The following is a 26,058-nucleotide window of genomic DNA, read 5'->3' on the forward strand; positions in this document are numbered from 1 at the left end:
TTAATGCAGGGTCATTAACTCATTAAGTAAAGTGGCTTACAGCTTTCGATTGATGACACCGCGGTGTAACTGGTATTGCCCGATACGGGTATCTTCGAAATAGTGCTCCAAGGTGCGGTGCATGATGGGAAATGCAATCTCCCTCCAGGGAATTTCGTCTTCGCGAAATAGCTCAACTTCGAGTGATTCAGGCCCGGGTCCGAAATTCATATCGGTCAATTCACCCCGGTACATCATGTAGACCTGATTGATATGGGGGATATCGTAGACGGAGTAGAGCTCGTCCACGCGGATACTGGCCCGGGCTTCCTCCCAGGACTCCCGTAAAGCGCCCTCTTCGCTAGTTTCGCCACTCTCCATAAACCCGGCAGGCAGAGTCCAAAGCCCCAGGCGCGGCTGTATGGCACGCTTGCACAACATCACCTTGTCGCCAACGTAGGGGACAACTCCGACAATAACTCGGGGGTTGATGTAGTAAATGGCGCCGCAACTGCCACAGATGTGGCGGGGGCGGTCATCGCCCTTGGGAATGGAAAGTGTTACGGCGTTACTGCCGCATTGGCTGCAAAATTTCATGGCGTCAGTATACCCATGCGAGATTTGAGCGCCAGCTTCCGGACCGGTTGACGCCTATAGTTGTTAGTGATGTTGAAGTATAAAGGCGGTATCTACCCTGCGATGGCGCATTTTTTTCTGCTCGGACTAGTGCTCCTTGCCCTTTGCGCCTGTGGCGGTAAAGGCGAAGAGGAAAAGGCGCCACCTCCCCCGCCAGTAGAAGTACTGGTTGTTAGGGAAGAGCCTGTTATCCCCCGCTTTGAATTTGTCGGGCGGGTAGAGGCAACTGATGAGTATCAAGTCCGCCCACGAGTACAAGGGTATATCCAGAGCCGCAATTTTACCGAGGGGGAAACCGTCCAGAAAGGGCAGTTACTGTTTGAAATTGACCCGCGCCCTTTTATTGCCGAACTGGCGAATCAGCGCGCTACTCTGGAACAATCCCAAGCCTCCCTGAGAGTTGCTGAGCGTAACTTCCACCGTGGCCGCCGTTTGGTGGCCACTGGGGCTATCAGCCAGGTACAGATGGATGAGCTTGAAGGTAATTTTGAGGAAGCGGAATCCCAAGTCGATGCCAATCGCGCCAAAGTGCAAAGCGCTGAGCTGGACCTTTCTTATACCAAAGTTTACGCGCCACTCACTGGAAGAATCGGGCGTACAGAATTTCCAGTGGGTTCCCTGGTAGGGCCAAGCACCGATCCCCTGGCCACTATCGTAAAAATGGATCCCATTTATGTGCTCTTTGAAGTGCCAGAAGAGCAACTTTATGCGGTGCAGGTGGATTCCCAGAGGCGACAGCGAGAGGGTTTAAATCCCACTCGCCTGGATGTTCGCATTGAGTTACCCGACGGCAATTACTACCCCCATAAGGGCAAAATCGTATTTATCGATAATCAGATCGATCCCAATACCGGATCGGTAGCGGTGCGCTCCCTGTTTCCCAATCCAGGCCAACTATTAGTGCAGGGCCAGTTTGCCCGAGTTTCCATAAGCGTCTACACCGGCAATGACGCGCTGAGGCCGTTGGTACCCCAGTCAGCGGTCATGGAGGATATGCAGGGCCGTTATGTCTTTGTTTTGGGCAAAGATAATATTGCGGAGAAGCGCTACCTGACCTTGGGGCAGAGGGAAGGGGAGTTGTGGGCTGTAGATCGCGGGCTTGTCGCCGGTGAATCTGTAATCGTTAATGGTTTGCAGAGGGTCGTCGCAGGAAAGCCGGTGACGCCGCAAAATACCCCTAGAAACCCCTACGATGTTGAAGCGCCACCAGCCCCTCCCGCCGAGCAAAGTAGTAGTTCTTCGGCGAAACCTGGCTCTACAGACAGTCAAGGGGAGAGAGAGCTACCGGTAATTGATGGGGAAGCGGCACCAGCAAGCCCTGAATCTGAGGGGCATGACGATGACTACAAATAGCTGTCGCTGCCCATGATTAGTGCCTTTTGTATCCGGCGGCCACGATTCGCCTTTGTTATTTCCATATTGATCACCCTCGGTGGGATACTCTCCTTGCCACAATTACCGGTGTCGCAATTCCCTGAAATAACGCCACCGACCATCAATGTCGCCGCCACGTTTGCCGGTGCCAGCGCTGAAGTAGTGCGCGATAGTGTGGCTGTGCCGATTGAGTCGCAAGTTAATGGTGTGGAGGGCATGGATTATATGTCTTCCACCAGTGGCAATGATGGCTCCTACAGTCTCACAGTGACATTTAAGCCTGGCTACGACGATGACATCGCCCAGGTTAATGTTCAGAACCGGGTGGAGCAGGCCACTCCCCAGCTACCTGAGGATGTGAAAAGAGATGGGGTGGTAGTTTCCAAGCAGAGCACCACGCTGTTGCTAGTAGTCAATTTGTTTTCCCCAGATGAAAAGTTTGATGAATTATTTTTGGCGAATTACGCCGAGATTTATTTAAAAGATGAATTGGCGCGGGTGCTGGGGGTGAGCAGTGTTGTTATTTTTGGCTCGCGCAATTACGCCATGCGCCTCTGGCTCGACCCCAACCGGATGGCCTCGTTAGATGTCACCGCCCAGGATGTTATCTCTGCTGTACAGGCACAGAACGTAGAGGTAGCCGCCGGTCAGATCGGGGCGCCACCGATCCGCCAAGATCAGCAGTTCCAATACAATATTTTGGTGCAGGGGCGCTTGGTATCTCCCAGCGAGTTTGAGGACATCACCATCCGCGCCAAGCCCGATGGCGCCATGGTAAAAGTCAAGGATGTGGCAAGGGTGGAGCTGGGAAGTGAATCTTACTCTTCCTATGGGCAATTGGATAACCAGGCTTCAGCAGTGATTGGGGTGTACCAGCTGCCGGAGGCAAATGCGATCGAAGTGGCCGATGGTATTAAGGCCAAGGTTGCTGAGTTGTCGAAGCGCTTCCCGGATGGGCTGGAAGCGGAGATTCTCTACGACACCACATTATTTGTAGAGGCCTCAATTAAAGAGGTTGTGGAAACACTGATTATTGCCCTGATACTGGTAATACTGGTGGTTTTTTTGTTTCTGCAGGATTGGCGCTCTACGCTGGTGCCAGCCATTGCCATTCCCGTATCCCTGATAGGCACCTTTGCCTTAATGCTGGCATTTGGGATGACGATTAACACCATCACATTGTTTGCCTTAATCCTGGCGATCGGCATAGTGGTAGATGATGCGATTATCGTGGTGGAAAACACCCAGCGGTTAATGGCTGATGGCCTCCCGCCAAAGGAAGCCGCGCTGGAATCCATGCGTGAAGTTACCGGCCCCGTTATTGCTACGACCCTTGTTTTGTTTGCAGTTTTTGTCCCGGTAATGTTGATGCCGGGAATTACGGGAAAAATGTATCAGCAGTTTGCTGTCACCATTTCAATGGCGGTGGCCATTTCCTCCCTGAATGCACTTACACTAAGTCCGGCTCTCTGTGCCAGCTTGTTAAAGCCGAGTAAAGACGGGGAAGTTGCCGGTATTAAGGAGACCGGTATTTTTGGTTTCTTTAATAAAGCTCTGCATATTTCTACAGGTTTTTATGTGGGAATGGTGAGGGCTTGTATCAAAATACCGCTTATCGGTATCGCCTCAATTATTCTGATTTTATTATTCTGTTATTTGCTCTTTACCCGAATCCCCACCGGTTTTATTCCCGATGAAGATCAGGGCACGTTTATGTTGCACGTGCAGTTGCCTGATGGATCTTCCCTGGAGCGAACCGGACCCATTGTCAATCAAGTGACCGATGTTCTAATGGAAGAGCCAGGTATGGCTCATGTGGTTGGTGTGCCCGGTTACAACCTGCTTACCAGCAGTGTTTCTTCCAACACGGCAATGATGTTTGCTGTGCTAAAACCCTGGGATGACCGCACGAATAGAGAAGATAGCCAGTTTGCCATTATGGATCGGGTACAGAAAAAATTATCTGCAATTCCCGATGCGCAAGTGCTGCCGTTTGTCATTCCACCACTTCCGGGTATTGGCACTGTTGGTGGATTTGAATTTGTACTCGAAGATCTACAGGGGCGCAGTATTACTGAATTGTCACAGGTCTTGTTTGACCTGTTGGGCAATGCCAATCAGCGCAGTGAAATCTCCCAGGCCTTTACCAGTTTTCAGGCCGCCACACCGCAGCTTGAATTAAAAGTAGATAAAGAGAAATCGCATGTGCTTGGGGTCCCCCTGCCGGATGTGTATTTAACGTTGCAAACCTTTTTGGGGGGCTATTACATCAATGACTTTAACCTATATGGAAAGGTCTTTCGTGTAATCGCTCAGGCCGATGCTCAATTTCGCGATAAAGAGGAAAATCTGGCTGGCTTTTATGTTCGTGCCAATAGTGGCGGTTTGGTACCGCTGACTTCTATCTCAACTATTACCCCGGTGGTCGCGCCACAAACAATAACCCGTTACAACTTATATAACAGCGTCACTATCAATGGATCACCGGCACCAGGGTATTCCAGTGGCCAGGCAATGGATGCTATGGAAGACTTGGCATCAAAGTTGCCAGAAGGTTATGGATACGAGTGGACGGGGATCAGCTTACAGGAGGTGACCGCGGGTAATCTGGCCCCAATCCTGTTCTCTTTGGCCGTTATATTTGTCTACTTGTTTTTGGTCGCCCAATATGAGAGCTGGACTATCCCCTTTGCAGTGATGTTGTGCGTCCCCATTGCGATTGGTGGCGCTATGTTTACGGTATTTATCGCGGGGTCTATCAACAATCTCTATACGCAGATCGGTTTGGTATTGCTGATTGGGATGGCAGCAAAGAGTGCGATTCTGATAGTAGAGTTTGCCTGCGTGGAACGCGATAAGGGTCGGTCTATTGCGGATGCGGCTCTATCGGCTACGCGCCTGCGATTCCGCGCGGTATTAATGACGGCCATGTCCTTTATTTTAGGGGTAATTCCACTACTGGTCGCCACCGGTGCCGGTGCAGTGAGCCGGGTTTCCCTGGGGCTGGTGGTCTTTGGCGGTATGTTGGCTGCGAGTCTCTTCGCCACTTTGCTAGTGCCTGTGTATTACGCCTTGGTGCAAACGGTGCGGGAAAAGCTGAAAGGGGGCTATACCCCCAAAATTGATGAGGATAAGACCGCGAATGGTGGGTCTGAATCCACCTGAGCCAAGCTGTTGATTGTGTGGTAGGGTGGTAAGTCACAAATGGATATTGTGGCATATCGCTCAGTGTTACCGCTGAAAAACGGTATGATGAATGTTATGGAGCCCCCGCAGCGATCGGGGCAGGGCACAGATTTATGCTAGAGATTATTGAACAGAAAATCGTAGGGCAAATTGAGGACTTGGAAGCAAGGGTTCCGGCAGGACCTGACCTGCAAGGCCATGCCGCAGTACTGATTGCCCTGACAGAAGAGCCGGACCCTCAAGTAATTCTAACTAAGCGCTCTGCAAATCTCTCCACACATTCCGGTGAAGTTTCTCTCCCTGGGGGGCGCTGGGATGCCACAGACCCATCGCTTCAATTTACCGCCTTGCGTGAGGCGGAAGAAGAAGTCAGCCTACCTATGGATGACGTGCGCGTACTCGGCCCCCTTTGGCCTCGCACTACCCGCTGGCAAGTACATGTGACTCCTTGGGTAGGGATAATTTCACCGGATATCCAATTGTTCCCAAACCCAGGAGAATTGGATGCGGTATTTCGAGTCCCCCTGTCTTTCTTTCTTGCAGACCCGCGTATTCGCACTGATCGTATTATTATTGATAACCAGGAAATATACCTTCCGGCGTATATGTATGAAAACTATGAAATCTGGGGCTTTACTGCAGGGGTATTAACCGAATTTTTAGTAAAAATATTAGGGGCATCAATAGGGCGCCGCGATGATGTGCCGCTGCGTGCACTTAATTAGCTCAGCTTACTAAATAGGATTTAGTTTTATTTTGGGGGAGGTTCAGGTATTGGCTCACCTAAGTCATCCCAAGCATCGATTAATATTTTCATTATTTTTCCGGCATCAGGGTCGGCGCTGAGGATTGGGAAATCAGGGGCTTCAGGAAGTTTAACTTCTTCTCCTCGTCGACATTCGATTAACCAGTTATTATCGATTTTAACGAGTTTGTCCCGGTACTCTCCAACAGCAGAAATGCGATAGCCGGATCGTGTTGCTATGATTTCTACGGTCGTTGCTTTCCCTGAGGCGGATTGCCCATCTTCAGAAATAAAATGTAGGGGGGAGCTTGTAATATGCCGGCTTCCCAACTTGCTGTGAACCGCTGCGTAGCGCTCCAGTTTTTCTCTTCCCCGAATCATAATATTGCCATGCTCAAATCGGCCATTGGGTGTAAATAATGAGGCCCAGCCTCGGGCATCATTGCTGTCGATAGTTAATGTATAACGGGCGAGTAGATCACTAATCGCTAGTCGATCTTTTAGCTGTTGAATCTCATCCATTTCTTCACCTTGACCTTTATCGCCAGTAGCTATTGAAGAGGATAGTTTCTAGTGATGGTTTTTGGGGGCGCACCTAGGATATTAATTGAGTATTAATCAAAACCTGTTATCTAACCCGGAATCCTGTAAGTAACCTTGAGAGAATTATTAATAAAATTGGGAAGTGTTTGTTTGTGTAAAGTGAAGCAATACCAAGCCCTAAAATCCTTTGTCGTTTGGTGACTATTTCACGGTTTTAGCTAATGGTGGGATTTATTTGAGACGTAAGTACTAGATATACTGTAAGGTTCTTATATCCTTAATTTTTCTTATTATATACGTTATTGGATTGCTTGAATGAGATCTCTCTCTTTTTTCTGTGTGTTGCTGGGAATCGGATTAATCCAGGCTTGTGCAATGTCCACTGTACCTCCTAAGTATCAGGGACAATGGGCTGGAACCGAGGAATCCTGTAACGCTTCTTCATCGGCCGACTCGATGACACTGGCGGATAGTCGTATTCAATTTACGGAGTCTTCAGGCCAGTTGATGTCTGCTAGCCAAAGTGATGGCAATCTTCATCTGGTTTTCAATATGCAAGGCGAAGGAGAAGTTTGGAAGTCAGAGGAAGTGTACTCTCTGACATCTGGCGGAAAGGTATTGGTGCGTTATACCCAGGATTCTACGTTTAAGTATTTCCGCTGCGATTGATTGGAATTGAAGGCTGGGTTAGAACTCAGCTGCTAAAAATGACTGGAGCTTGCAGCTCTGGTCATTTAAATGTGGAGTTGCCTGTTAAAATATCTACTCAGTCCACGCCACAAATTCTTCTTTGTATTTCTTTGTGAAATGAATACCCCCCTTTGTACCTATTGAGTTAACAGGCCGCAGGTAGCTCCCTGTAGAATGACAGTTTCGTCATTTCTAAAGTTTCAAATGTAGGTCTATTTGGGCTGCTATGAGGTTAGCTTGATAGTTATAAATAGACTAAACCTTTCTCTACTATTAATTTTTACTACAGATTTGCAATTGGGACTTGATAGCCCTGATAAAAGTCTGAACTTTTGTTGGCGGTCTTTTTGAAAATAGATGCATATAATGGATGGGCGCAGCGGCAACAGATGTTATTGGACAAAGTGTGCCGGTACCCACTTTTTTTCGAGCGATAATATCGGGCAATCTGGCAATCCCAATTCCGGCTTCGGTTAACTGTACTATATCGTGTAAGGAGTTACAGCGAACCTTAGGCGTGGCTTTTACCTGAATCCCACTATTCAATTCATACTTTAATGGCATGCCCTGCCAATCATTAGCGATATGCGGCCAATTTTGTAGTTCAGCAAGGTCTGAGGGAATGCCACATAGCTTTTCAATAAGCTGCGGGCTGGCGTAGAGACTTTCGCCTAACAATCCCAACTTTGAAACTTTTGCCGATTGAAGTGCAAGACTGCCTACTCGAATGGCTAGGTCTACCTGCGATTCAATCAAATCCATGGGGGAGTCATTAGCTAACAGCCTGATTCTCAGTTGCGGGTGCTGCTCGGCCAACTTAATGATTGCAGGAATAATTACTGGTTCGCACAGTGCGTGAGGCGCTGTTACAGATAGGGAGCCCGCCAATTTGTCACCGCTATTCCTAAGACCCGCTATTGCTGAGTTATAAATATCTTTAATCTCCCGGCAATGGGCGTAAAACTCTGAGCCGGCCTCGGTGAGAGATAGGGAGCGGGTACTGCGGTAAAGCAAGCGGGTGCCGATATCAGACTCCAGCCGGGTAACTGCTTGGCTTACTGCCGATTTGGTGCGCTCCAGGCGGTCGGCTGCCAGTGTGAAGCTGCGCGCCTCTACAACGGCTAGGAATACCTGCATATCCTCCAGGCTTGGCTTCATTGTTTAATTTTCCTAAACACTAATATCAATTAATGGATGTTTATCACAACCATGACCATGGGGCAATCTATAGGCACAAGGTCGTTACCTATTACAGAAGAGGATTTTGATATGAGCGACATTCTGATTGAGAAAACAAAAGCTGCCAGTGAACAGTGGAAGTCTTACTTCAATAGTGGCAATGCAGCTGGGTGTGCATCCATGTATGAAGAGCAGGCTCAGATGACTGCCAAACCCTTTGGCCAGTTCGAAGGTCGAAAGAATATACAAGCTTTCTGGCAAAATCTGGTAGATCAGGGTTTTGCAGATGTGACCTATATTGGCGCAAAAATTGAAGTAGTGGATGAAGTCTCAACCGTACTCTCAAGTAATTGGAAAATGAACAACGCAGAAGGTGTCATCACTCGTGAGCTCTGGGTCCTACAGGAGGACGGTACTATGCTACTGCGTGATGACCAGTTCGAAGCTATAAATCCTAGCGAAAAGTAAGGGTGCTAGCCGTGAGTGAATTTTGGAATAGCTTTACCCGTGAGAAAACGGACGAGCAATATAACCCTACGTTGTGGACCCGCCGTCTTCCAACCGATCTTCTGCTGCCTTCTCATGCTGAGTTTACTGGCAGTCGTAGCTCGGCATATCGCAACGCGATTAAGGACGGTTTACAAACTGTCAATTTTGGGGAAGGTGATTTAGCTGGCTCGATGGATGTTTTCAGGTCAGACGAAGTTGCTGAGGATGCACCGGTCGTAATTTATATTCACGGTGGCTGGTGGCAGTGGTTTTCAAAAGAGCAATTTTCTTTTCTGGCCGAGCCTTTCAATAAAGAGGGATTTGCGGTCTATATGCCGGGTTACCGTATGGCCCCGGATTGGGAAAATGATACTCCAATGGAGTCTATTGTCTTACAGATGCAGTGGGCAATGGCTACCATACTGAAAGAGGCTGAAGAAAGAGGGGCTCCATCTGTGTATCTTGTGGGGCATTCGGCAGGTGGCCAACTGGTAGCACTGTTGCATCAAACGGATTGGAGTCAATTTGGTGTACCGGCATCTGCTCAAAGTAAGTTTAAAGGTGCATTTTCCCTGGCAGGACTATTTGACATTCGGCCACTGGTCAATAGTTTTGTCAATGACGCCATTAATATGTCGATGGAATCTGCCGAAAAGGTAAGCCCCCAGCTGCTAGAGCCTGGTATTGACACAACCGAATGCCCGCTACATTTAATTGTGCCTGAATTTGATACGCCAGAGTTTTTTCGGCAGACCAAAGAGTATCAGGAGAAAATGCTAAAAATGGATAATCCCTGTTATTTCAAGTTAGCGAATAATCGGGATCATCTTGACCTGATAGAAAAGTTGGTAGATGACCGTGACGAAGTTTTAACTTATATGCTGGAGCATATGAAAGACTAACAACGATTTATTGCTTTGTGTCTTAGGCAGGTCTGCAATGATGTTTTGTGCTTTGGTGACTTAAGCTGTAGCGTTGACGAAATCATCAGTGTCACGGCCTGCCAGAGGGGGAGGATAGGTGCTTCAAGGTATTACTTTGAGACTGCGCTTTAGAGGCAAGCGTCTATATAAGTTCTATTGACGAATTATAATGGGCGCCTGTTTCCTCCTCCTGGATAGATTATGCCGAGACCCAAATCCACTGTCTCTTTGGATGAGGTGCACTGGGGTGCACTCAAAACCCTCTTCCCCTACTTATTGGAGTTCCGCCGCGCCGTAGTCTTGGCGATCCTCTGCTTGATTGGCGCCAAGGTTGCGGGTGTTACCCTGCCATTTTTGCTCAAACATATTGTCGATGACCTAGATAGTGCTGGGGGCATGGCCCAGGCAGTGGCATTACCTTTGGGGCTGCTGTTGGCCTATGGGGCTGTGCGCCTTTCCAGCACTCTGTTTGGCGAACTGCGAGACACGATTTTTGGCCGTGTCACTGAGCGGGCCCAGCGCCGGATCGGGCTTGAAGTGTTCCAGCATTTGCACAAGCTGGACCTGGATTTTCACCTGAACCGCCGTACCGGAGGGCTCTCTCGGGATATTGAGCGGGGCAATAGCGGCATCGGGTTCCTGATGCGGTTTATGGTTTTCAATATCGTACCCACGCTGGTAGAGATAGCTATGGTGGCGGGGTTGCTCTGGTGGAATTACAGCGGCTTATTTGCGCTATTAGTGCTGGCCGCAGTGATTATTTATATCGGCTTTTCAGTGGTAGCCACTGAATGGCGTACGCGCTTTGTCAGGGAGTTGAATGAGGCGGAGTCACAGGCCAGCAGCCGTGCAGTTGATAGTCTGCTCAACTATGAGACCGTTAAGTACTTTGCCAATGAGCGACATGAATTCGGTCACTATGACCGGGAGCTGGCCAGTTGGGAGAAGGCCCGGCGTAAGAACAGGCTGTCCCTGTTTGGCCTAAATAGTGGCCAGGCGCTGATTATTGCCAGCGCAATGTGTGCAGCAATGGTTCTTGCCGCGGTAGGAGTCACCAAAGGCACTATGACCATCGGTGACTTCGTATTGGTGAATGCCTTTATGATGCAGATCTTTATACCGCTAAATTTCCTCGGCTTTGTGTACCGGGAGATGAAGGGGGCGCTGGCAAATATTGAGAAGATGTTCTCTTTACTGGCGGTAAAACCTGCTGTGGAAGATCTTCCCCAGGCGGCCCCCCTCACTGTGATGGAGGGCCGAATTGAGTTTGATAACGTCCAGTTTGGCTACAAAGATAATCGCCAGATCCTCAAAGGTATCAGCTTTGTTGTGGAACCACGGCAAAAAGTGGCAATTGTTGGCGCTAGCGGTGCAGGTAAGTCCACCCTCTTTAAGCTCCTGTTTCGTTTTTATGACGCTAACAGCGGTTCCATTTCCATTGATGGCCAGGATATTCGCAGTGTTTCCCAGGAGTCGCTGCGCAGGGCTATTGGTGTTGTGCCTCAGGATGCAGTGTTGTTCAACCAGTCGATCCGGGACAACGTGCGTTACGGACGTGTAGCTGCCTCAGATACTGAGGTGGATGAGGCGATCCGCCACGCCCAGCTGGAAGGCTTTGTTCAGCAGCTGCCAGAGGGAGCCGATACCCTGGTGGGGGAGCGGGGTCTCAAATTGTCCGGAGGAGAAAAGCAGCGGGTTGCTATCGCTCGGGCCCTGCTGAAAAAGCCTCCAATTATGATCTTTGACGAAGCGACCTCATCTCTCGACAGCCACTCAGAGCAGGGCATAGTGGCATCCCTGCAGGATATTGCCCGCGAGCAGACATCGTTAGTGATCGCTCACCGCCTCTCCACAATTGTGGATGCTGACTGCATTCTGGTAATGGATCAGGGCGGAATAGTCGAGCAGGGAGCCCACCGGGAATTGATGCAGGCTGACGGACACTACGCGGCCCTCTGGCGTATGCAGCAACAGGAGCGTGGAACTGAGACCCAGGCGGCCGAGGTGCCTACGCCATGACGGTTGATAAATCCCTACAGCCAGACTAATGTGGCGCCGATACAAAAAAATGATAGGCAGAGCGATATGACCATTCCTTTTCAGGCTACCAAGATAGCGGCAGCAGTGTTGGCACTGGCCCTTGTTGGCGCTTGTTCCAAAAAAGAGCAGCAGCCCGAAGAAGTTGCCAAAGCGGAAGCTGAGGCTCAGATTGTAGAGTCCAAGACTGTACCTGTGCCCTCAGGCCAAAAGGTAGAAGATGCGGATAAGCGTTTTGATATCTATGTACCGGTTGAGCTCACTGCAAATCTAAGCGGTCTCTCCGACAACCAGCGCAAAATGATTGGCCTGCTGATTGATGCCAGCCAGATTATGGATCGCCTGTTCTGGTTGCAATCCTACGGCCCAGCTGAGGAATTGCTGCCGGATATTGAAGACAACCGCGCTCGTAAGTTTGCCGATATCAACTATGGCCCCTGGGACCGTCTTAACGACAATAAGCCGTTTATTGTTGGTTATGGAGATAAGCCCCTGGGTGCTAATTTCTACCCAGCGGACATGACCCGCGAAGAGTTCGAGAAATGGGACCAGGCAGGAAAAGACGGCTTGTACTCCTTGGTACGCCGCAATGAGTCTGGCAGTCTCGAACTGGTGCCTTACAACGAAGCCTACAATGCGGACCTGAATAAGGCGGCTAGTATTCTGCGCCAGGCAGCTGAATTGGCTGAGAGCAAGGAATTTGCTAACTACCTCACCATGCGTGCCGATGCACTTCTCTCCGATAATTTCCGCCCCAGTGATATGGCCTGGATGGATATGAAGGAGAATGATATCGATGTGGTTATTGGTCCTATTGAAAACTATGAAGACCAGTTGTTTGCCTATCGTACCGCTTATGAGTCCTACGTCCTGCTGAAAGACAAAGAGTGGAGTAAAAAACTGGCCAAGTTTGCCGCTCTGCTGCCCGAGCTACAGAAGGGTTTGCCGGTTGAGGAAAAATACAAATCTGAAGAGCCGGGAACAGATTCAGACTTGAATGCCTATGATGTACTCTTCTACGCTGGCCACAGTAACGCTGGCTCCAAGACTATCGCCATTAACCTTCCCAATGATGAGGAAGTACAGCTGGCCAAAGGCACTCGTCGTTTGCAGCTGAAGAATGCAATGCAGGCCAAGTTTGACAAGATCCTGGTGCCGATCAGCGATGTATTGATCGCAGAAGATCAGCGCAAGAACATTACCTTCCCGGCATTCTTTGCCAACACCATGTTCCACGAAGTGGCCCACGGTTTGGGAATTAAAAAGACCGTAGAAGGCGGAAATAATGTTCGCCAGGCTTTGAAGGAAACCTCTTCCGCCCTGGAAGAAGGTAAGGCTGATATCCTCGGTCTGTACATGGTTACCCGCTTGCATGAAAAAGGTGAGTTGGAAGAAGGCCAGTTGATGGATAACTATGTCACCTTCTTGGCGGGTATCTTCCGCAGCGTACGTTTTGGTGCGGCCAGTGCCCACGGTAAAGCCAACATGATGCGCTTTAACTACTTTAAGGAGCAGGGTGCCTTCACTCGCGATCCCAAGACTGGTCAATACAGTGTTGATTTTGAAAAGATGCAACAGGCGATGACCAACTTGTCTCGTTTAATCATTACTATTCAGGGTGATGGCGATTACGAGAAAGCCAAATCATTGCTGGAGACCAAAGGCGTAATTGGCCCTGAACTGCAGGCTGATTTGGATCGCTTGGCTGAGGCCAGTATTCCGGTTGACGTTACCTTTATCCAGGGTAAAGAAGTACTTGGCTTGAAGTAATATCCTTATCTTTTGTTAAAAAAACCCGGCACCGGCCGGGTTTTTTTGTGCCCCTAATTTTTACCCCCCCCCTTCGATTTGCTGTTTCCCCGCTGATTGCAGCTTAGTACTTTAGGTACTTTTTCTTATGGCGGAATTAATAGTCAGGTCCAAACTAAGGAGGCAGTCTGTATCCCAGGCCAGGAAATCCAATTCATATTTAAAATTGACAGAGGTTCTACATGGATATTAAACAGTCAGTTATTAAGTTATTAATATTAAGCGTAATGGGGCTATTTACAGCGTCATACTCTTTTGTAGCATCAGCTCAGGTATCCTGTGGTGATGTTATTACAACCGCCGAAGTGCTTACACAGGATTTATCCTGTGACCTTACTGCTGCTGATCCAGATGCCCTGACTATAGTTGGCCCTGAAGGTAGCTTGAGTATGGAAGGCTTCTCTGTGACCTGTGCTACAGGCGCGGGATTTGGTGGTGCTGGAATACGTATCCAGGGGCAAGGCGCGGTGCTGATTGGCGGTACCATTGATGGATGTTTTGACAATATCTTTATAGAGGGTGTGGGTTATCACACGGTCATAGGAACTGAACTTATTAATAGTGTTGACGATGGTATTGATATTGACAGTATCTTTAACATTATTAATGGATGCATAATTACCAACAGTGGTCGGGTGGGTGTTGATATGGATGATGATTTCAATACTTTCTCTTCTTGCATCGTCACCGGCAGTTTCTCTGATGGGATTCAGATAGATGATAGCTTTTCAAGTGTATTTAATAATATATCCACCAATAATGGTGGGGCAGGAATTTTAATCGAAGGCTCATCCAGTAATGTAATCTCCCAAAATATAACAACAGATAATGGAGATGGAGATACTGCTGATGGTGGTATCGTACTGGAATCCACCAATTCAACTAATAATATCATAACTGGGAATATCTCTTCAGGTAATGATCCCTTTGATTTGAATGATACGGTTGACCCTACTTGTAGTGGCACCAACACCTGGTACGCTAATGATGCCATTACTAAAAACCCGAGCTGCCTAGATTGAATTTTTAAGCTATTTGAGAAACTTAAGTTGTACTTCTTTGGCGATTCAATTGAATAGAGAGAGTTAGCTTTAACTTGAGTCGCCATTTAATCTCCTCCAAGTTTGTGAAGGGATTCAAAAAAATAGCTGTTTGTGCTGATTCATTGATGACCATGAATGGCAGTACAGTTAATGCGCAATAAATTTGATGCTATATTCTAATTGTTTAGCTGTTGAACGGTATAATTGAAGCTATAAATTGATCAATATAATTCAACTATAACAATGGATTAATTATGTCTCGTGTTCTGTACTCGGGTACTAAAAATGCATCCACTTGGGCTTTTAGGGCTTGGCTGGCACTGCGTGAACAGGAAGTTCAGTTTGAGGAAGTGGTTGTAGATATTCGTCGGCCACAGCGATTCGAGAACTTACAGCGTATAGGAGAGTTATCCCCTGCGAGATCAGTACCCGTACTGGAAGAGGGAGATATGATTATTTTTGACTCCTTGGCCATTATGGAATATGCCAATGACATAGGCTCTGGTGAACTGTTACCTCAAGATCCATTGATGCGGGCGCGAGCACGGGCCATGCTTAGCTGGCAACATTCTGGGTTGTCCGGGTTGTGTCCACGTCTGTCCTTTGAAAGTGCATTTTATCCAGATAAACGTTTAATGACCCCTGAAGAAGAGATGGATGCGGAGCGCTTATTTGCCGCCTGGGAAGGAGAGCTTGAGCAAAATGGTGGCCCTTACTTGATGGGCGCTTTGTCCCTGGCAGATTTAGCCTTTGTGCCAACCGTGATTAGAATTTTCTCCCACGCCCCAAATTTGCAGCCCTGGCCGCTTACTAAACTGTGGATAGACCGGTTGCTGGCGCGTGACAGCGTAAAAGAGTGGATGTCAGAGGCCGCTGAACTGCCGCCGGTAGTACTGTCGGATTATCGGTAGGGACTAACTTCCGCAAAGATCAGGATTTTTTTAATTACTAAACCCGTTAGGTGAAGCTGTAACAGCTTCACCTTTTTTACTATTAGTGGCGTAAATTAATCGGAAAAAGAAGCAGGGTACGTATTTTTTATCGTAAGAAAGTTTCAAGCGCAATCACTGGCTAATAGTGATGCCAATGAGGTCTAAACTGTGCTGGGTTAACCAGTGCGCCAGTTGATGTTTGAGGCGATCAATTTATCAAATATTAAGGATAATATTTAGATCAATGAAAAGATTAGCCTTTAGTCTATGTTTCTTGTTGAGTAGTGGGGTACAGGCATCGTGCCACTTGGAAGAATATGAACGCTTTATCAATACTCAAAGCCTGGTAATGCTTGAAGCATCCGTGAAACTATTTGAGGAGGATAAGGAGAAGTTTAAAATTATTAAACCGTTTGTAAAATTGGAAGTGCGCAATAACAAGCTTAAGGTTTATGTGGCGAAGAAGTTGAGTGAGAAGGAATCCACCGTTCTTAACTTTGACGGCCCTATTGCGAATTACGTTCCCAGCGTATCGGTACAAATTATGCCGGATGGCTCCATACGGGATAAAGTTGATTTGGCGATGTCTGATGATGTTTTTTATCGCACAGAGAAAACTGCCATGGCACCACTGCAAAGCTTATATATGTTTAACGAGGGAATGAATGCAGCGGAAAAGAGAAAATTCACACGTGCAAGAAACTCCCTGAGTAAGCATATGGAGACCATTGAACAATTTTCATATATGAAAAGAGCCTTCACAATGCGTCTTGAAAATGTTTGTCCGGTAAATAGCTAAACACCTAGACGTTCATGCTACTGTTTGAAATAAAAACTATAGCTTTGTTCCTGGCTACGGCGCTTGCAGAGATAATAGGCTGCTACACGGCTTACTTGTGGTTAAAGCAGGACAAGAGTATTTGGCTTCTAGTACCTGGCGATATTTGCTTGGTTATTGACGTTGCATCCGGCTCCAGCGGGCCGGGTGTATGCCGCCTATGGGGGAATTTATATTTTTTCCTCAATAATGTGGTTATGGCTGGTTAACGGTGTTAAACCCACTGTTTGGGATGTGAGTGGTGCCGCTGTAGCAATGCTGGGTATGGCTATTATTATGTTTTCACCGAGGCAGATGATCAATTAGATTTGATAAATCTATGCGCTTATTTAAGGGTGACTTTGTGATTTATCCTTAAAGCTGAGAAATTCTTGGATCGCGTAAATATCTTACAGTTTATTAAGCCAGCTGATAATTGCTTCGTGTTCAATATTTCCAATGGTCGATATGCTTGGGTGGCTTCTATTGGGAATTTTCACCAAATTAATATTTGATTGATCTAAAGCTATATAATTACCATAGGGTGCAATTAGATCCGAGGGGGAAGATATTAGCAGTATGGGGAGCTTGGAAGAATAGAGAAGGGGAAGTATATTGGTATCACTCGGTTCAATACCAGACTGCTCCAGAGCCAGACTTGCTCCTTTTCGAATTTTATTTTCGGGTATAACCCGGCTAAGTATGGGATGATTGAGCCTACCGTAGTTATACACGGCTTGATCAAAAGGGACCATTGGGGCAAGTAAAATAATTCCATTTAAGTCAGATCTCATGGCTGAGATATAGAGAGCCGTTAAGGCTCACATAGAGTTTCCTACGATATATAAGGGCTTGTCCTTGATGTCCCCTTTACTGATGAGTGCATCAATAAGTTTATTGATGATTTCACTATCTCCTACACCATATTTTTTGGTGCTATTCGATTCCCCGTGACCAAGGAGGTCCGGAGCTACAACTTGAAATCCAAGAAAGCGAAAGTATTGAGCAGAAAATAACATGAACTCTTTTGATGATCGGAACCCATGTAATAAAATCACTGTTCCAGAATATTTTTCTTTCAGTGCATCTTTTGGTAAATCAAGTTTAACGGTGCTTTCTTTGCCGTCGGTGTCATATTTGACTGAGTAATGAATGCCGTCTTTAGATGAAGCAGGAGCGTGATAATACCTGATGTATTCTTTGCTTTTTTCTATATCATAGCTGCCTTTTTTAAACCCTAAGTCTTTAATTTGTTCTTGGGTTATTGTCTCATTGAAAGGAAAGCTTTCAGATTCTTCAATAAGTTTGGCAATTCTCTGAGAGAAGCTAGACATGCTAAAGCATGTGCTAATGACAGCAAATATCGTATTTAGTTTAATTGCATTTTTCACTGGCCGTTGATATCCAATGGACCTAATCGTATAGAGAAGGATATCTTGTTGCGATTAGGTTTGGCTGGAATTGGTGCCAATATAGCCAGTTCCTGAAAATGGTAACTTATTTAGAGAGGCTAGGCGAAATCCCTCTAATGCTGGCAGGAGAGAACACCTTGTTTCTTTAGAGCTTGTTCGATCGTGCCAAATAAATGCTCGCCGAGTGTACTTTTTGTCTTAAATCAACAAGAGTGACGGCAAAATCAAAATTTGAGAAATTAGATTTTAATCTCTGTGGGCTGCGTGATACTTTATGCGCCACTATAGCTACATAGATGCGATTGCTGTATTTATGTACAGTATTTGGCTGTATAAGGCAAGAGATGAATATTTCCCTAGAGGTTGTGCAAGAACTGGCCCCAGACCAGGCTTCTTTAAACGCAGCCAAAAAACTGTTGAAGCCGGCTAAATGGCCTTTGCGCGGTAAAGCGGCTTCTGTAAATTGTATATGGGGGCAATGCCAAGGGTCGGGGGCCAATCCCTATTACACCATGGCAGATACAGTAGATCACGGTTACAAGTGTACCTGCCCCTCACGTAAGTTTCCCTGCAAGCATGTTCTAGCCCTTTTGTGGCAATTCGCCGACGGCCCGGATGACTTTATTGAGACTGAAACACCGGAGTGGGTAGTGGAGTGGTTGGGGCGGCGGCGTAAGAGTAAGCCTGAAGCCCAAGCTGAGACAAAAGCTTCTACCAATAAAAACATTCACGGTATTTCTGAGGAAACCTCGGAAAGTAAAGAGGCGCAGAAAAAAAAGGAAGCGGCCAGGGCTAAGCGGGCAGCGCAGACACGCGCTAAAACCAACAAGAGTATCGCCACTGGACTAGGTGAATTCCAGCAGTGGGTTGAGGATCAATTGCGCACTGGCATGGTGGGATTTCTCAAGGAACTTCGCCAGCGCTGCCGCTATATCTCTGCGCGCTTAGTGGATGCCAAAGCTGCCGGCCTGGCATCCAGGGTTGATGAGCTTCCAGCCAAGGCCCTGGGGCTTGCACCACAGAAACAGGCGGAAGTGGTATTCAAGGAGCTGGGGCAATTAATGTTACTCAGCAGTGCTTGGCTAACCGATGAGGAAGATGTGGATGCTCGCAGAGCTATTGCCGTTGCCGAGAACCGTGACCAGGTCTTGGAAAACCCAGCCAGCCTCAGGCAAAGGGGCATTTGGCAGAATGTAGGAGAGAAAGTGAGCACCCGCCGCGATGGTTTGGTGAGCCACGCTTCCTGGTTGCTCAAGCTTGATAGTAATACCCCAGTATTTGCCCTGTTGTTGGATCACTATCCGGCTTCTGCGGGGCGCCGGGAGGTGGGAATTGGTATCGGCGCCAGTGTAGAAGGGGAGTTGGTTTTTTATCCCGGTCGCATGCCCCTGAGAGCTTTCCCTGTGGAGTTTAAAGTCGTGCAGGATGGTGTGAATCAGAGATGGCCAGCCCAGCAAGAGAGCGTGTTCTCCCACTACCAAAAGCAGCTGTCTCAGCAACCCTGGATAGAGCAGGTACCGCACCTTCTTGAAGGGGGGCGTCTACTGCGCTGTGCCAACGGCCATTACTGGTGGCGCTGCTCGAGTGGTCAGCAAACGCTACCGCTCAACAATGAACAGATTCCTTCTCTATTACTGGGTTCAAAATTACAGGCGGCGTTTATTTTGTGGGATGGAAGCAGTGCTGAACTGCACAGCGCGCGGACAGATGAGTGGGGGACAATCGCATGCTAACGCCTGAGAAAATCCAGGAAGAGCAGTTGTTGGTAGAGCGCCTACAGCAGCGTTGGATGGTGGGCAGTGATTTGCCCTTAGAGCTCGACGCCCTACCTGAGTCCTGGCGTCCATTGTTTGAAGGCCTGGAAGAGGAGCGCTTGGCATCAGCGGCGGTAGCGCTTCTCAGCCAGCATCAAAGCGCACTCTACCAGCCCCAGGCTCCAGCAGAATTACGCGAATTTCCCTTGTTGCCGGAGTTGAATAAGCCCGTGCTTCCCTACCCAATGCGGGCCCATTTTCGTCGTGTCACTGAAAGCGTTCAGTCCCGCTCTATGGAGCAAACCGGATTGCTCCTGAAGTTGCTGTTACAGCGGGGATTTATTGCCCATCCTGCGGACTGGCTTCCCTCAAGTAATGATGAAGGCTTGCCGGAAGTATATCTTCCCTGGTCACAATGGGCCGCGAATGAGCGGGGTAGTATTGATAATACTGAAGTGTTAACTGAGGAAAACTGGGATGATTGGTATCCTGCCAGTCGCCTGGCAAAGCTCAGGGAGTTGCGCTTCAGTAAACCCGCCGCCGCTTTAAATTTGATCCAGACCTGCGCCGGGCGTGAACCCGCTGATAAACGTTTAAGGATCGTGCGAGTTCTTGCTATCCGGCTGAGTGAGTCCGATGGGGAATATTTACAGTCCCTGCTTAAAGATCGTTCACAAAAGGTGGCGCGTCTTGCCAATCAGTATTTATCCCGATTGGGATTGTCATCGGAACTTGAATCCAATACTCAGGAAGAGTCTTCTGCGCAGGAATTGGCTGAGTTTTACGAATTAAAAAAAGTGGGCTTGGTAAAGAAGCAGTTGCAACTATTGCCCCGCAAGCTCAAGAGCAAAAAACAGCAAGCCATTCGCTCGGAATTTTTGCAGAAGGTATCTCTACAAAGCCTTGCGGAAGCACTGGGTATCACCGTGACTGACTTAGCTGGGGCTTGGCAGCTCGATAAAAATCGTGATTATGATAACCACAGTTTTGTTACCAATGCGGTAGATACTTTGCCAGATAAGGCTATTGCCCTGTTGGTCACCAATATTGAGAGCTACCTGGATACCGGTGAGGCCGGTATGTCTCTCCTGCACAGTTTATTGCCGCGCCTGGAACAGTCCCTCCGTGCCGAATTGATGTTTGGACTTTTGCGTAATAAAAAGGCCAAGGTTGATTTTCAGGGTCTACTCAAGTTTTTGCCCGAACCGTTAACGGAGCTTTCCTGGGATGATTTGAAAAAAACGTCACCCTGGAAGGCGCTGTTAAAGCTCGTTGTCGAGGAATTAAGTGAGAGTGGTTATTTGCAGTCTATTTATCTACAGAGGGAGTTGACTGCGTTGGGCTTGATGTTACCCAGAGAGACCGCTCGACAGTTACTGGAAGCGCTTTTTGAGCAGGGCGTGCTACGGGCAGACCCCGCAACTGACTGTCTTCGATTTAATAGCGAGCTTGCCGGCGTGGATGGCCTTTAGTCCATACACACCCAACACAGATTTAATTTTAAGACCGATCGTTGTCCGGCAAAATTCATAAAACAAGCAGTGAATTTACGGGCAAGTAAAACAAAAGGATTCCCCATGAGTGACGTACTTCGTCAACCCGCTGAAATTACCTATCAATCAGAACTGGATGCCTTAAAAGCAGAAGACACCGGCAAAAAACCAGAGAACTGGAGCCTGTCTCCGCAGGCAGTCGTGAAGTACTTGATGGGCGGCACAACGGCTGAAGGTACTGAGATCAGTGCAAAATATATCGGCAACCGCCGCCTGATTGAAACTGCTGTTGCCACCCTCGCCACCGATCGAGCACTGCTGTTACTCGGTGTGCCGGGTACGGCAAAGTCCTGGGTATCTGAACACTTGTCTGCGGCGATCTGTGGCAACAGTACCCGTGTGATCCAGTGTACGGCGGGCACCGACGAAAACCAGATTCGCTATGGCTGGAACTACGCTCAGCTACTGGCAAAGGGCCCCAGCAAAGAAGCCCTGGTGCCAACGCCTTTATATCGCGCTATGGAGCAGGGTACCTTGTGTCGTTTGGAAGAGCTGACTCGTATGGGTTCTGATGTTCAGGATACATTGATTACTGTGCTTTCAGAGAAAATGTTGCCGATCCCCGAGTTGAATGATGCGGTTTATGCGCAGCGCGGTTTTAATGTGATTGCTACAGCCAATAATCGCGATAAGGGCGTTAATGAATTATCCTCCGCATTAAAACGTCGTTTTAATGTGGTGGTGTTGCCGCTGCCCGATGATATGAATGAAGAGGTCAGCATTATTTCTCGCCGCGTGGCAGAAATGGGTGAGAGCCTGGAGTTGCCAGTACCGGCAAACGCCGGCGAAGAGATCGAGAAAATAGTGACCATTTTCCGCGAGCTGCGCGGTGGTGAAACACTCGATGGAAAAATAACCCTGAAAACACCGTCCGGTAACTTGTCTACAGCTGAGGCAATTGCGGTAATGGTGGGTGGATTGAGCCAGGCGAACTGGTTTGGCGATGGTAAATTCAGTGCAGAAGAGCTTTCCAGTAATTTGGTGGGTGCCATTGTCAAAGATCCAGTGCAGGATAAAGCTGTATTGGAAGAGTACTTGGAAACGGTCCTGAAAAAGCGCCGAGACTTTGCCGGTTACTACCACACCATGAACGAAGTACTGTAAGGGATATCCCGTGTCCAAGGTGGATTGTCATTATTTTGGTATTCGGCACCACGGGCCCGGTTCTGCGCGGCGCCTTGTCGCCGCGTTGGATCAGCTGAAGCCAAAAAAAGTATTGATAGAGGGCCCCGCTGATTGCAGTGAATTACTGCCTCTGCTGGCTAGCGCACAGATGCAGCCGCCGGTAGCGCTACTCGGCTATGCTGCAGAGTCGCCCGGCTCCAGCCTTTACTACCCGTTTGTGGAATACTCCCCTGAGTACCAGGCCTGCCTATGGGCTGTACAACAGGGGGTAGAAGTTAAATTCATTGATCTGCCCATTAATATCCAGCTGGCGCAGTTACTCCAATCTGAAGCCCAGGACCCTGAAGCGGAGCAAAACGGCGGAGAGTCTGATTCCCCTGCGGTGGCAGGCGAGCCAGAGCCACCATCTGATACCTCTGATCCTATCGGCCTTTTGGCGAAGCTGGCGGGTTATGAAGATGGTGAGGCCTGGTGGAATGACCTGATCGAGCAGAATAACGATGACAGTGCGGAGATATTTGCCCGGGTAGAGTCGGCGATGACCGTGCTGCGCGGAGAAATAACTGAAACCGCGCCGTTATCGCAAAGGGATTTACTGCGCGAAGCCTATATGCGCCTGGAAATTGCCAAAGAAAAGAAAGGGGTGGAAGGTGAGGTTGCTGTAGTCTGTGGGGCCTGGCACTTACCGGCATTTCGTGAAAAGCACACAGCAAAAGATGACCGCGCACTGATTAAACAGCTGCCGGCGAAATTGCCCAAGAGCAAAGTGAAAACCACCTGGATTCCCTGGACATCGCCGCGATTGGCGATGGCCTCCGGTTACGGGGCTGGGGTTGCTGCACCTATGTGGTATCAGCATATTTGGCGCGAGGGCACCGGCGAGCAGTGGCTGGAGCTTTGGTTTGGGCGGCTGGTGCGCGCATTGCGCGAAAGTGGACAAGTGGTCTCTACGGCTTCGGTTATTGAAGCCGTGCGTCTGAGTCGCAGTTTGGCAGCCGTTAGAAATCGTCCAGCTCCGGGGTTTGAAGAAATTATTGAAGCCGCTGTGGCCTGCCTCTGTTTTGGCGAGCGCCTTATTTGGCAACAGGTAGAAAGAGAGTTGCTACTGGGTGAACAAGTTGGCTCCATCCCCGAGGATGCCCCGCTGGTGCCCCTGCTGGAGGATCTACAGCGCTGGCAGAAAAAGACCAAGCTAAAGCCCACGGCTCTGGATAAAGAAGTTTCCCTGGATTTACGCAGTGATATCGGCCTGAATAAATCTACGTTACTGCACCGTCTTGCTGTGCTGGAAGTGCCTTGGGGTAAACCCTCCCATACCGGAAAAAGTCGCGGTACTTTTCGGGAAAACTGGGTGCTCAGCTGGCAGCCGGAGTATGCAGTTAAGTTGGTGGAAAGCTTAGTTTACGGTTCCACCATTGAGCAAGCGGCTAACAATAAACTTATCGAGGCGATTACCGCTGAGAGTCATTTGGGCAAATTAGCAGAAGTGGTTTTGCTGTCCCTCGAATCTCAGTTGCACCGGGCTTCTGAAGCGGGGCTGAAGCGATTGGCCGAGAGAGCGGCTCTGGCCAGTGACGGTATCGAGCTTCTCGACAGCCTGCCGGCGTTAATCCAGGTTCAGCGCTATGGTACCGCGCGAGAATTAGCGTTGGAGCAAGTTGCCGGCCTGGTAGAACGATTAGCCATGCAATCTGCCTTGGCCCTGCCGTACGCCTGTCGCAATCTTAACGATGAAGAGTCCCTACGGCTGCGAAACAGTATTCACAGCGCTCACCAGGCACTGCAATTGGCAGAGTTGGGTGATGAAGTTATGGAGGACTGGTGGCAAGCCTTCGAGCAACTGGTAGATAGCTCTCTTTCCAGTTTGCAAGTTAGCGGCCTTTGTGCGCGTCTTTTGCATCAGGCCGAGAGAATTGATGGGCATCGGTTACAGCAATTACTGGAAAAATCACTGTCTCCAGCGGTAGCTGCCGCTGATGCAGCACGATTTTTCGAGGGCTTTTTTGCTGAAGCGGTTGAGCGCCTGCTGTACGACCCGGTATTGATGGGAGCGGTACAGCGCTGGTTGCTGCATCTGGACGAAGAAGTATTTATCGAGTACTTGCCCTTGTTCCGGCGCGTATTTTCCAGTCTCGATGCGATGGAGCGTCGGCGCATGATGGAGCTGGTACTCGGTGCCCGATCTAACCACTCGGTATCCAAAGCCATTAATCCCGAAGTTTTGCCGCTGTGGTCAGAGCATCTATTGCGTATCGGCAAATTAATCCAGAAGGACAAGACATGGGCGCAGTAAACGAAGTGTCTGAAGAGCAACAACCCGATGAGATAACGGTCGATAAAGACCAGCAAAAGGAACGCCGTTGGCGCCTGGTATTGGGGGCTGATGAAGGTGAGTCCGGGCTTTCTGAGCGGGATATGCGTTTGTCCCAAGCGTTAAGTGCGCTTTATGGCAGCGGAGACTCGGAGTCTGGTAAAAAAGGTCGAGGTGGTTTGTCCCGCTCGTCGCCACAAGTTTCCCGTTGGCTGGGTGATATCCGCGAGTTCTTTCCGACTTCTGTAGTACAAGTTGTCCAGCGCGATGCGTTTGAACGCCTTGGCCTCAAGCAGATGCTCATGGAGCCTGAGTTTTTGTCAGCGATTGAAGCGGATGTTCACCTGGTCGCAGACTTGGTTAGTCTTCGTCCAGTGATGCCCGAGAAGACTATTGAGACTGCTCGCCAGGTCATCAAGAAAGTGGTCGATGAGCTGATGGAGCGTTTGGAGCGAAAGACCACAGAAGCGGTTAGGGGAGCTGTCAATAAATCAAAACGCAGTTTCAGGCCGCGTTTTGCCGATATCGACTGGCATAGAACTATTCAGCAAAATCTCAGGCACTACCAACATGACTACCACACAGTGGTGCCTGAGAAGTTGATTGGTTTTATGCGACAAAGCCGCCGGCTTGCGGACCTGGATGAAGTCATTCTATGTGTCGATCAGTCCGGCTCCATGGCGACATCGGTGGTGTACAGCTCAATCTTTGCAGCGGTAATGGCTTCAATACCGGCAGTGAAAACCAAACTGATCTGCTTTGATACCGCAATTGTCGATCTCACTGAGGATCTGGAAGACCCGGTCAGCGTTTTATTTGGCGTGCAACTGGGAGGTGGCACAGACATTAACCAGGCGGTGGCTTATTGCGAGGATAAAATTGAACGGCCTGGCAAGACACATTTAATCCTGATTACTGACCTGTATGAAGGGGGGAATGAAGAGGAGTTAAAAGCGCGGGTTGCTAACCTTGTTCGCCAGGATGTAAATGTGATTACCTTGCTGGCACTCAGTGATGATGGGCGTCCATCTTATGACCAGTCTTTGGCGGAAGAGTTTGCTGCAATAGGCTCTCCAGTTTTTGCCTGTACACCGGATCAATTCCCGGACCTGATGGCAACGGCGCTGCGTCGCGAAGACGTCCTTAACTGGGCTGCAGATCAGGATATTAAAGCCGTTCGGCCAAAGACTTAATATCTTGTTAGTTAAGTGATGGAGTGAGTGTGGGCACTTACTCCATATCTGATACTTTTTCTATTCTCTCAGATTATTAAAACCATAGTTTTTTAATCATTAGATAGTTATCTAACATATTTTTTAAATGAAATTGTTTATAGTGATTTGTTATTGCTCAATTCGACATCGGTTTAATAGCTGAATGTATGATCCTGGGAAGTTCGTATGGGTTACAACCCCAAAGATGCGTTTAATGTAGCTTTCTCGAAAAAAGTCCTGGTCGTCAATTTAGCCCAATTATAGAGCATTCCAAAATTTCCATGTCTCAGTCAGTCATTACTATAGA

The 26,058-nt window shown here is 48.5% G+C and carries 20 protein-coding genes and 1 pseudogene; 17 read left to right on the forward strand and 4 right to left on the reverse strand.

The window, feature by feature from the left end; all coding sequences use genetic code 11:
* Positions 1 to 36: 36 nt before the first annotated feature.
* The gene (locus ACJJI8_RS12205) at positions 37 to 576 is read right to left on the reverse strand and encodes an NUDIX hydrolase (protein ID WP_413664813.1); all 540 of its coding nucleotides are present in this window, start codon (positions 574 to 576) and stop codon (positions 37 to 39) included.
* A 69-nt stretch (positions 577 to 645) separates the two neighbouring features.
* Here ACJJI8_RS12205 and ACJJI8_RS12210 point away from each other — a divergent pair, with 69 nt between their 5' ends.
* The 3 genes from ACJJI8_RS12210 to ACJJI8_RS12220 all read left to right on the forward strand — a co-directional run bounded on the left by ACJJI8_RS12210 (position 646) and on the right by ACJJI8_RS12220 (position 5,900).
* Complete coding sequence (locus ACJJI8_RS12210) at positions 646 to 1,968, forward strand: efflux RND transporter periplasmic adaptor subunit (protein ID WP_444932529.1); 1,323 nt, start codon at positions 646 to 648, stop codon at positions 1,966 to 1,968.
* Positions 1,969 to 1,980: 12 nt separating this feature from the next.
* Complete coding sequence (locus ACJJI8_RS12215; RefSeq protein ID WP_444932530.1) at positions 1,981 to 5,154, forward strand: efflux RND transporter permease subunit; 3,174 nt, start codon at positions 1,981 to 1,983, stop codon at positions 5,152 to 5,154.
* 134 nt (positions 5,155 to 5,288) lie between these two features.
* Entirely contained in the window at positions 5,289 to 5,900 is a 612-nt protein-coding gene (locus ACJJI8_RS12220) for a CoA pyrophosphatase (RefSeq protein WP_444906063.1), read from the forward strand.
* Positions 5,901 to 5,926: 26 nt separating this feature from the next.
* Here ACJJI8_RS12220 and ACJJI8_RS12225 read toward each other — a convergent pair whose 3' ends face one another.
* Entirely contained in the window at positions 5,927 to 6,442 is a 516-nt protein-coding gene (locus ACJJI8_RS12225) for a nuclear transport factor 2 family protein (protein ID WP_444898211.1), read from the reverse strand.
* 396 nt (positions 6,443 to 6,838) lie between these two features.
* Between ACJJI8_RS12225 and ACJJI8_RS12230 the strand changes: the two genes are divergently transcribed.
* On the forward strand, positions 6,839 to 7,132 hold the full coding sequence (locus ACJJI8_RS12230) for a hypothetical protein (protein WP_444932531.1): 294 nt from the start codon (positions 6,839 to 6,841) through the stop codon (positions 7,130 to 7,132).
* Between the two features lie 294 nt (positions 7,133 to 7,426).
* On the opposite strand, the gene ACJJI8_RS12235 is transcribed toward ACJJI8_RS12230, so the two are convergent.
* Positions 7,427 to 8,311, reverse strand: a complete 885-nt coding sequence (locus ACJJI8_RS12235) for a LysR family transcriptional regulator (RefSeq protein ID WP_444932532.1) — start codon at positions 8,309 to 8,311, stop codon at positions 7,427 to 7,429.
* Positions 8,312 to 8,422: 111 nt separating this feature from the next.
* On the opposite strand from ACJJI8_RS12235, the gene ACJJI8_RS12240 reads away from it, so the two are divergent.
* The 8 genes and pseudogenes from ACJJI8_RS12240 to ACJJI8_RS12275 all read left to right on the forward strand — a co-directional run bounded on the left by ACJJI8_RS12240 (position 8,423) and on the right by ACJJI8_RS12275 (position 16,709).
* The gene (locus ACJJI8_RS12240) at positions 8,423 to 8,800 is read left to right on the forward strand and encodes a Cif family virulence factor (protein ID WP_444916407.1); all 378 of its coding nucleotides are present in this window, start codon (positions 8,423 to 8,425) and stop codon (positions 8,798 to 8,800) included.
* A gap of 11 nt (positions 8,801 to 8,811) precedes the next feature.
* Positions 8,812 to 9,723, forward strand: coding sequence for an alpha/beta hydrolase (locus ACJJI8_RS12245; protein WP_444932533.1), 912 nt, complete (start codon positions 8,812 to 8,814; stop codon positions 9,721 to 9,723).
* A 222-nt stretch (positions 9,724 to 9,945) separates the two neighbouring features.
* Positions 9,946 to 11,763 carry an ABCB family ABC transporter ATP-binding protein/permease gene (locus tag ACJJI8_RS12250; RefSeq protein ID WP_444932534.1) on the forward strand — a complete coding sequence of 606 codons (1,818 nt, stop codon included), beginning with the start codon at positions 9,946 to 9,948 and terminating at the stop codon, positions 11,761 to 11,763.
* 66 nt (positions 11,764 to 11,829) lie between these two features.
* Positions 11,830 to 13,551 carry a DUF8614 domain-containing protein gene (locus ACJJI8_RS12255; RefSeq protein WP_444906058.1) on the forward strand — a complete coding sequence of 574 codons (1,722 nt, stop codon included), beginning with the start codon at positions 11,830 to 11,832 and terminating at the stop codon, positions 13,549 to 13,551.
* Between the two features lie 221 nt (positions 13,552 to 13,772).
* Positions 13,773 to 14,612 (forward strand): right-handed parallel beta-helix repeat-containing protein, encoded by an 840-nt coding sequence (locus tag ACJJI8_RS12260; protein WP_444906057.1) that lies wholly within the window; start codon positions 13,773 to 13,775, stop codon positions 14,610 to 14,612.
* 275 nt (positions 14,613 to 14,887) lie between these two features.
* Positions 14,888 to 15,544 carry a glutathione S-transferase family protein gene (locus ACJJI8_RS12265; RefSeq protein ID WP_444906056.1) on the forward strand — a complete coding sequence of 219 codons (657 nt, stop codon included), beginning with the start codon at positions 14,888 to 14,890 and terminating at the stop codon, positions 15,542 to 15,544.
* A gap of 328 nt (positions 15,545 to 15,872) precedes the next feature.
* A complete protein-coding gene (locus ACJJI8_RS12270) occupies positions 15,873 to 16,364 on the forward strand; it encodes a hypothetical protein (protein WP_444906055.1) in 492 nt (163 codons plus the stop codon).
* A gap of 14 nt (positions 16,365 to 16,378) precedes the next feature.
* Positions 16,379 to 16,709 (forward strand): annotated as a pseudogene (locus ACJJI8_RS12275) (YnfA family protein).
* 494 nt (positions 16,710 to 17,203) lie between these two features.
* Here ACJJI8_RS12275 and ACJJI8_RS12280 read toward each other — a convergent pair.
* The gene (locus tag ACJJI8_RS12280; protein ID WP_444932535.1) at positions 17,204 to 17,773 is read right to left on the reverse strand and encodes an alpha/beta fold hydrolase; all 570 of its coding nucleotides are present in this window, start codon (positions 17,771 to 17,773) and stop codon (positions 17,204 to 17,206) included.
* A gap of 365 nt (positions 17,774 to 18,138) precedes the next feature.
* On the opposite strand from ACJJI8_RS12280, the gene ACJJI8_RS12285 reads away from it, so the two are divergent.
* The 5 genes from ACJJI8_RS12285 (at position 18,139) to ACJJI8_RS12305 (ending at position 25,730) form a co-directional block, all read left to right on the forward strand.
* Positions 18,139 to 19,527, forward strand: a complete 1,389-nt coding sequence (locus tag ACJJI8_RS12285; RefSeq protein ID WP_444932536.1) for an SWIM zinc finger family protein — start codon at positions 18,139 to 18,141, stop codon at positions 19,525 to 19,527.
* Positions 19,521 to 21,020, forward strand: coding sequence for a DUF5691 domain-containing protein (locus tag ACJJI8_RS12290; protein WP_444932537.1), 1,500 nt, complete (start codon positions 19,521 to 19,523; stop codon positions 21,018 to 21,020). The genes ACJJI8_RS12285 and ACJJI8_RS12290 overlap by 7 nt, the downstream gene beginning before the upstream one ends.
* A 105-nt stretch (positions 21,021 to 21,125) precedes the next feature.
* Positions 21,126 to 22,205, forward strand: a complete 1,080-nt coding sequence (locus ACJJI8_RS12295) for an ATP-binding protein (RefSeq protein WP_413664829.1) — start codon at positions 21,126 to 21,128, stop codon at positions 22,203 to 22,205.
* Positions 22,206 to 22,215: 10 nt separating this feature from the next.
* Positions 22,216 to 24,519, forward strand: a complete 2,304-nt coding sequence (locus tag ACJJI8_RS12300; RefSeq protein ID WP_444932538.1) for a DUF5682 family protein — start codon at positions 22,216 to 22,218, stop codon at positions 24,517 to 24,519.
* Entirely contained in the window at positions 24,507 to 25,730 is a 1,224-nt protein-coding gene (locus ACJJI8_RS12305) for a VWA domain-containing protein (protein WP_444932539.1), read from the forward strand. The genes ACJJI8_RS12300 and ACJJI8_RS12305 overlap by 13 nt, the downstream gene beginning before the upstream one ends.
* Positions 25,731 to 26,058: the final 328 nt, after the last annotated feature.

The sequence above is a fragment of the Microbulbifer maximicatervae (SeqCode) genome, from assembly GCF_052467695.1.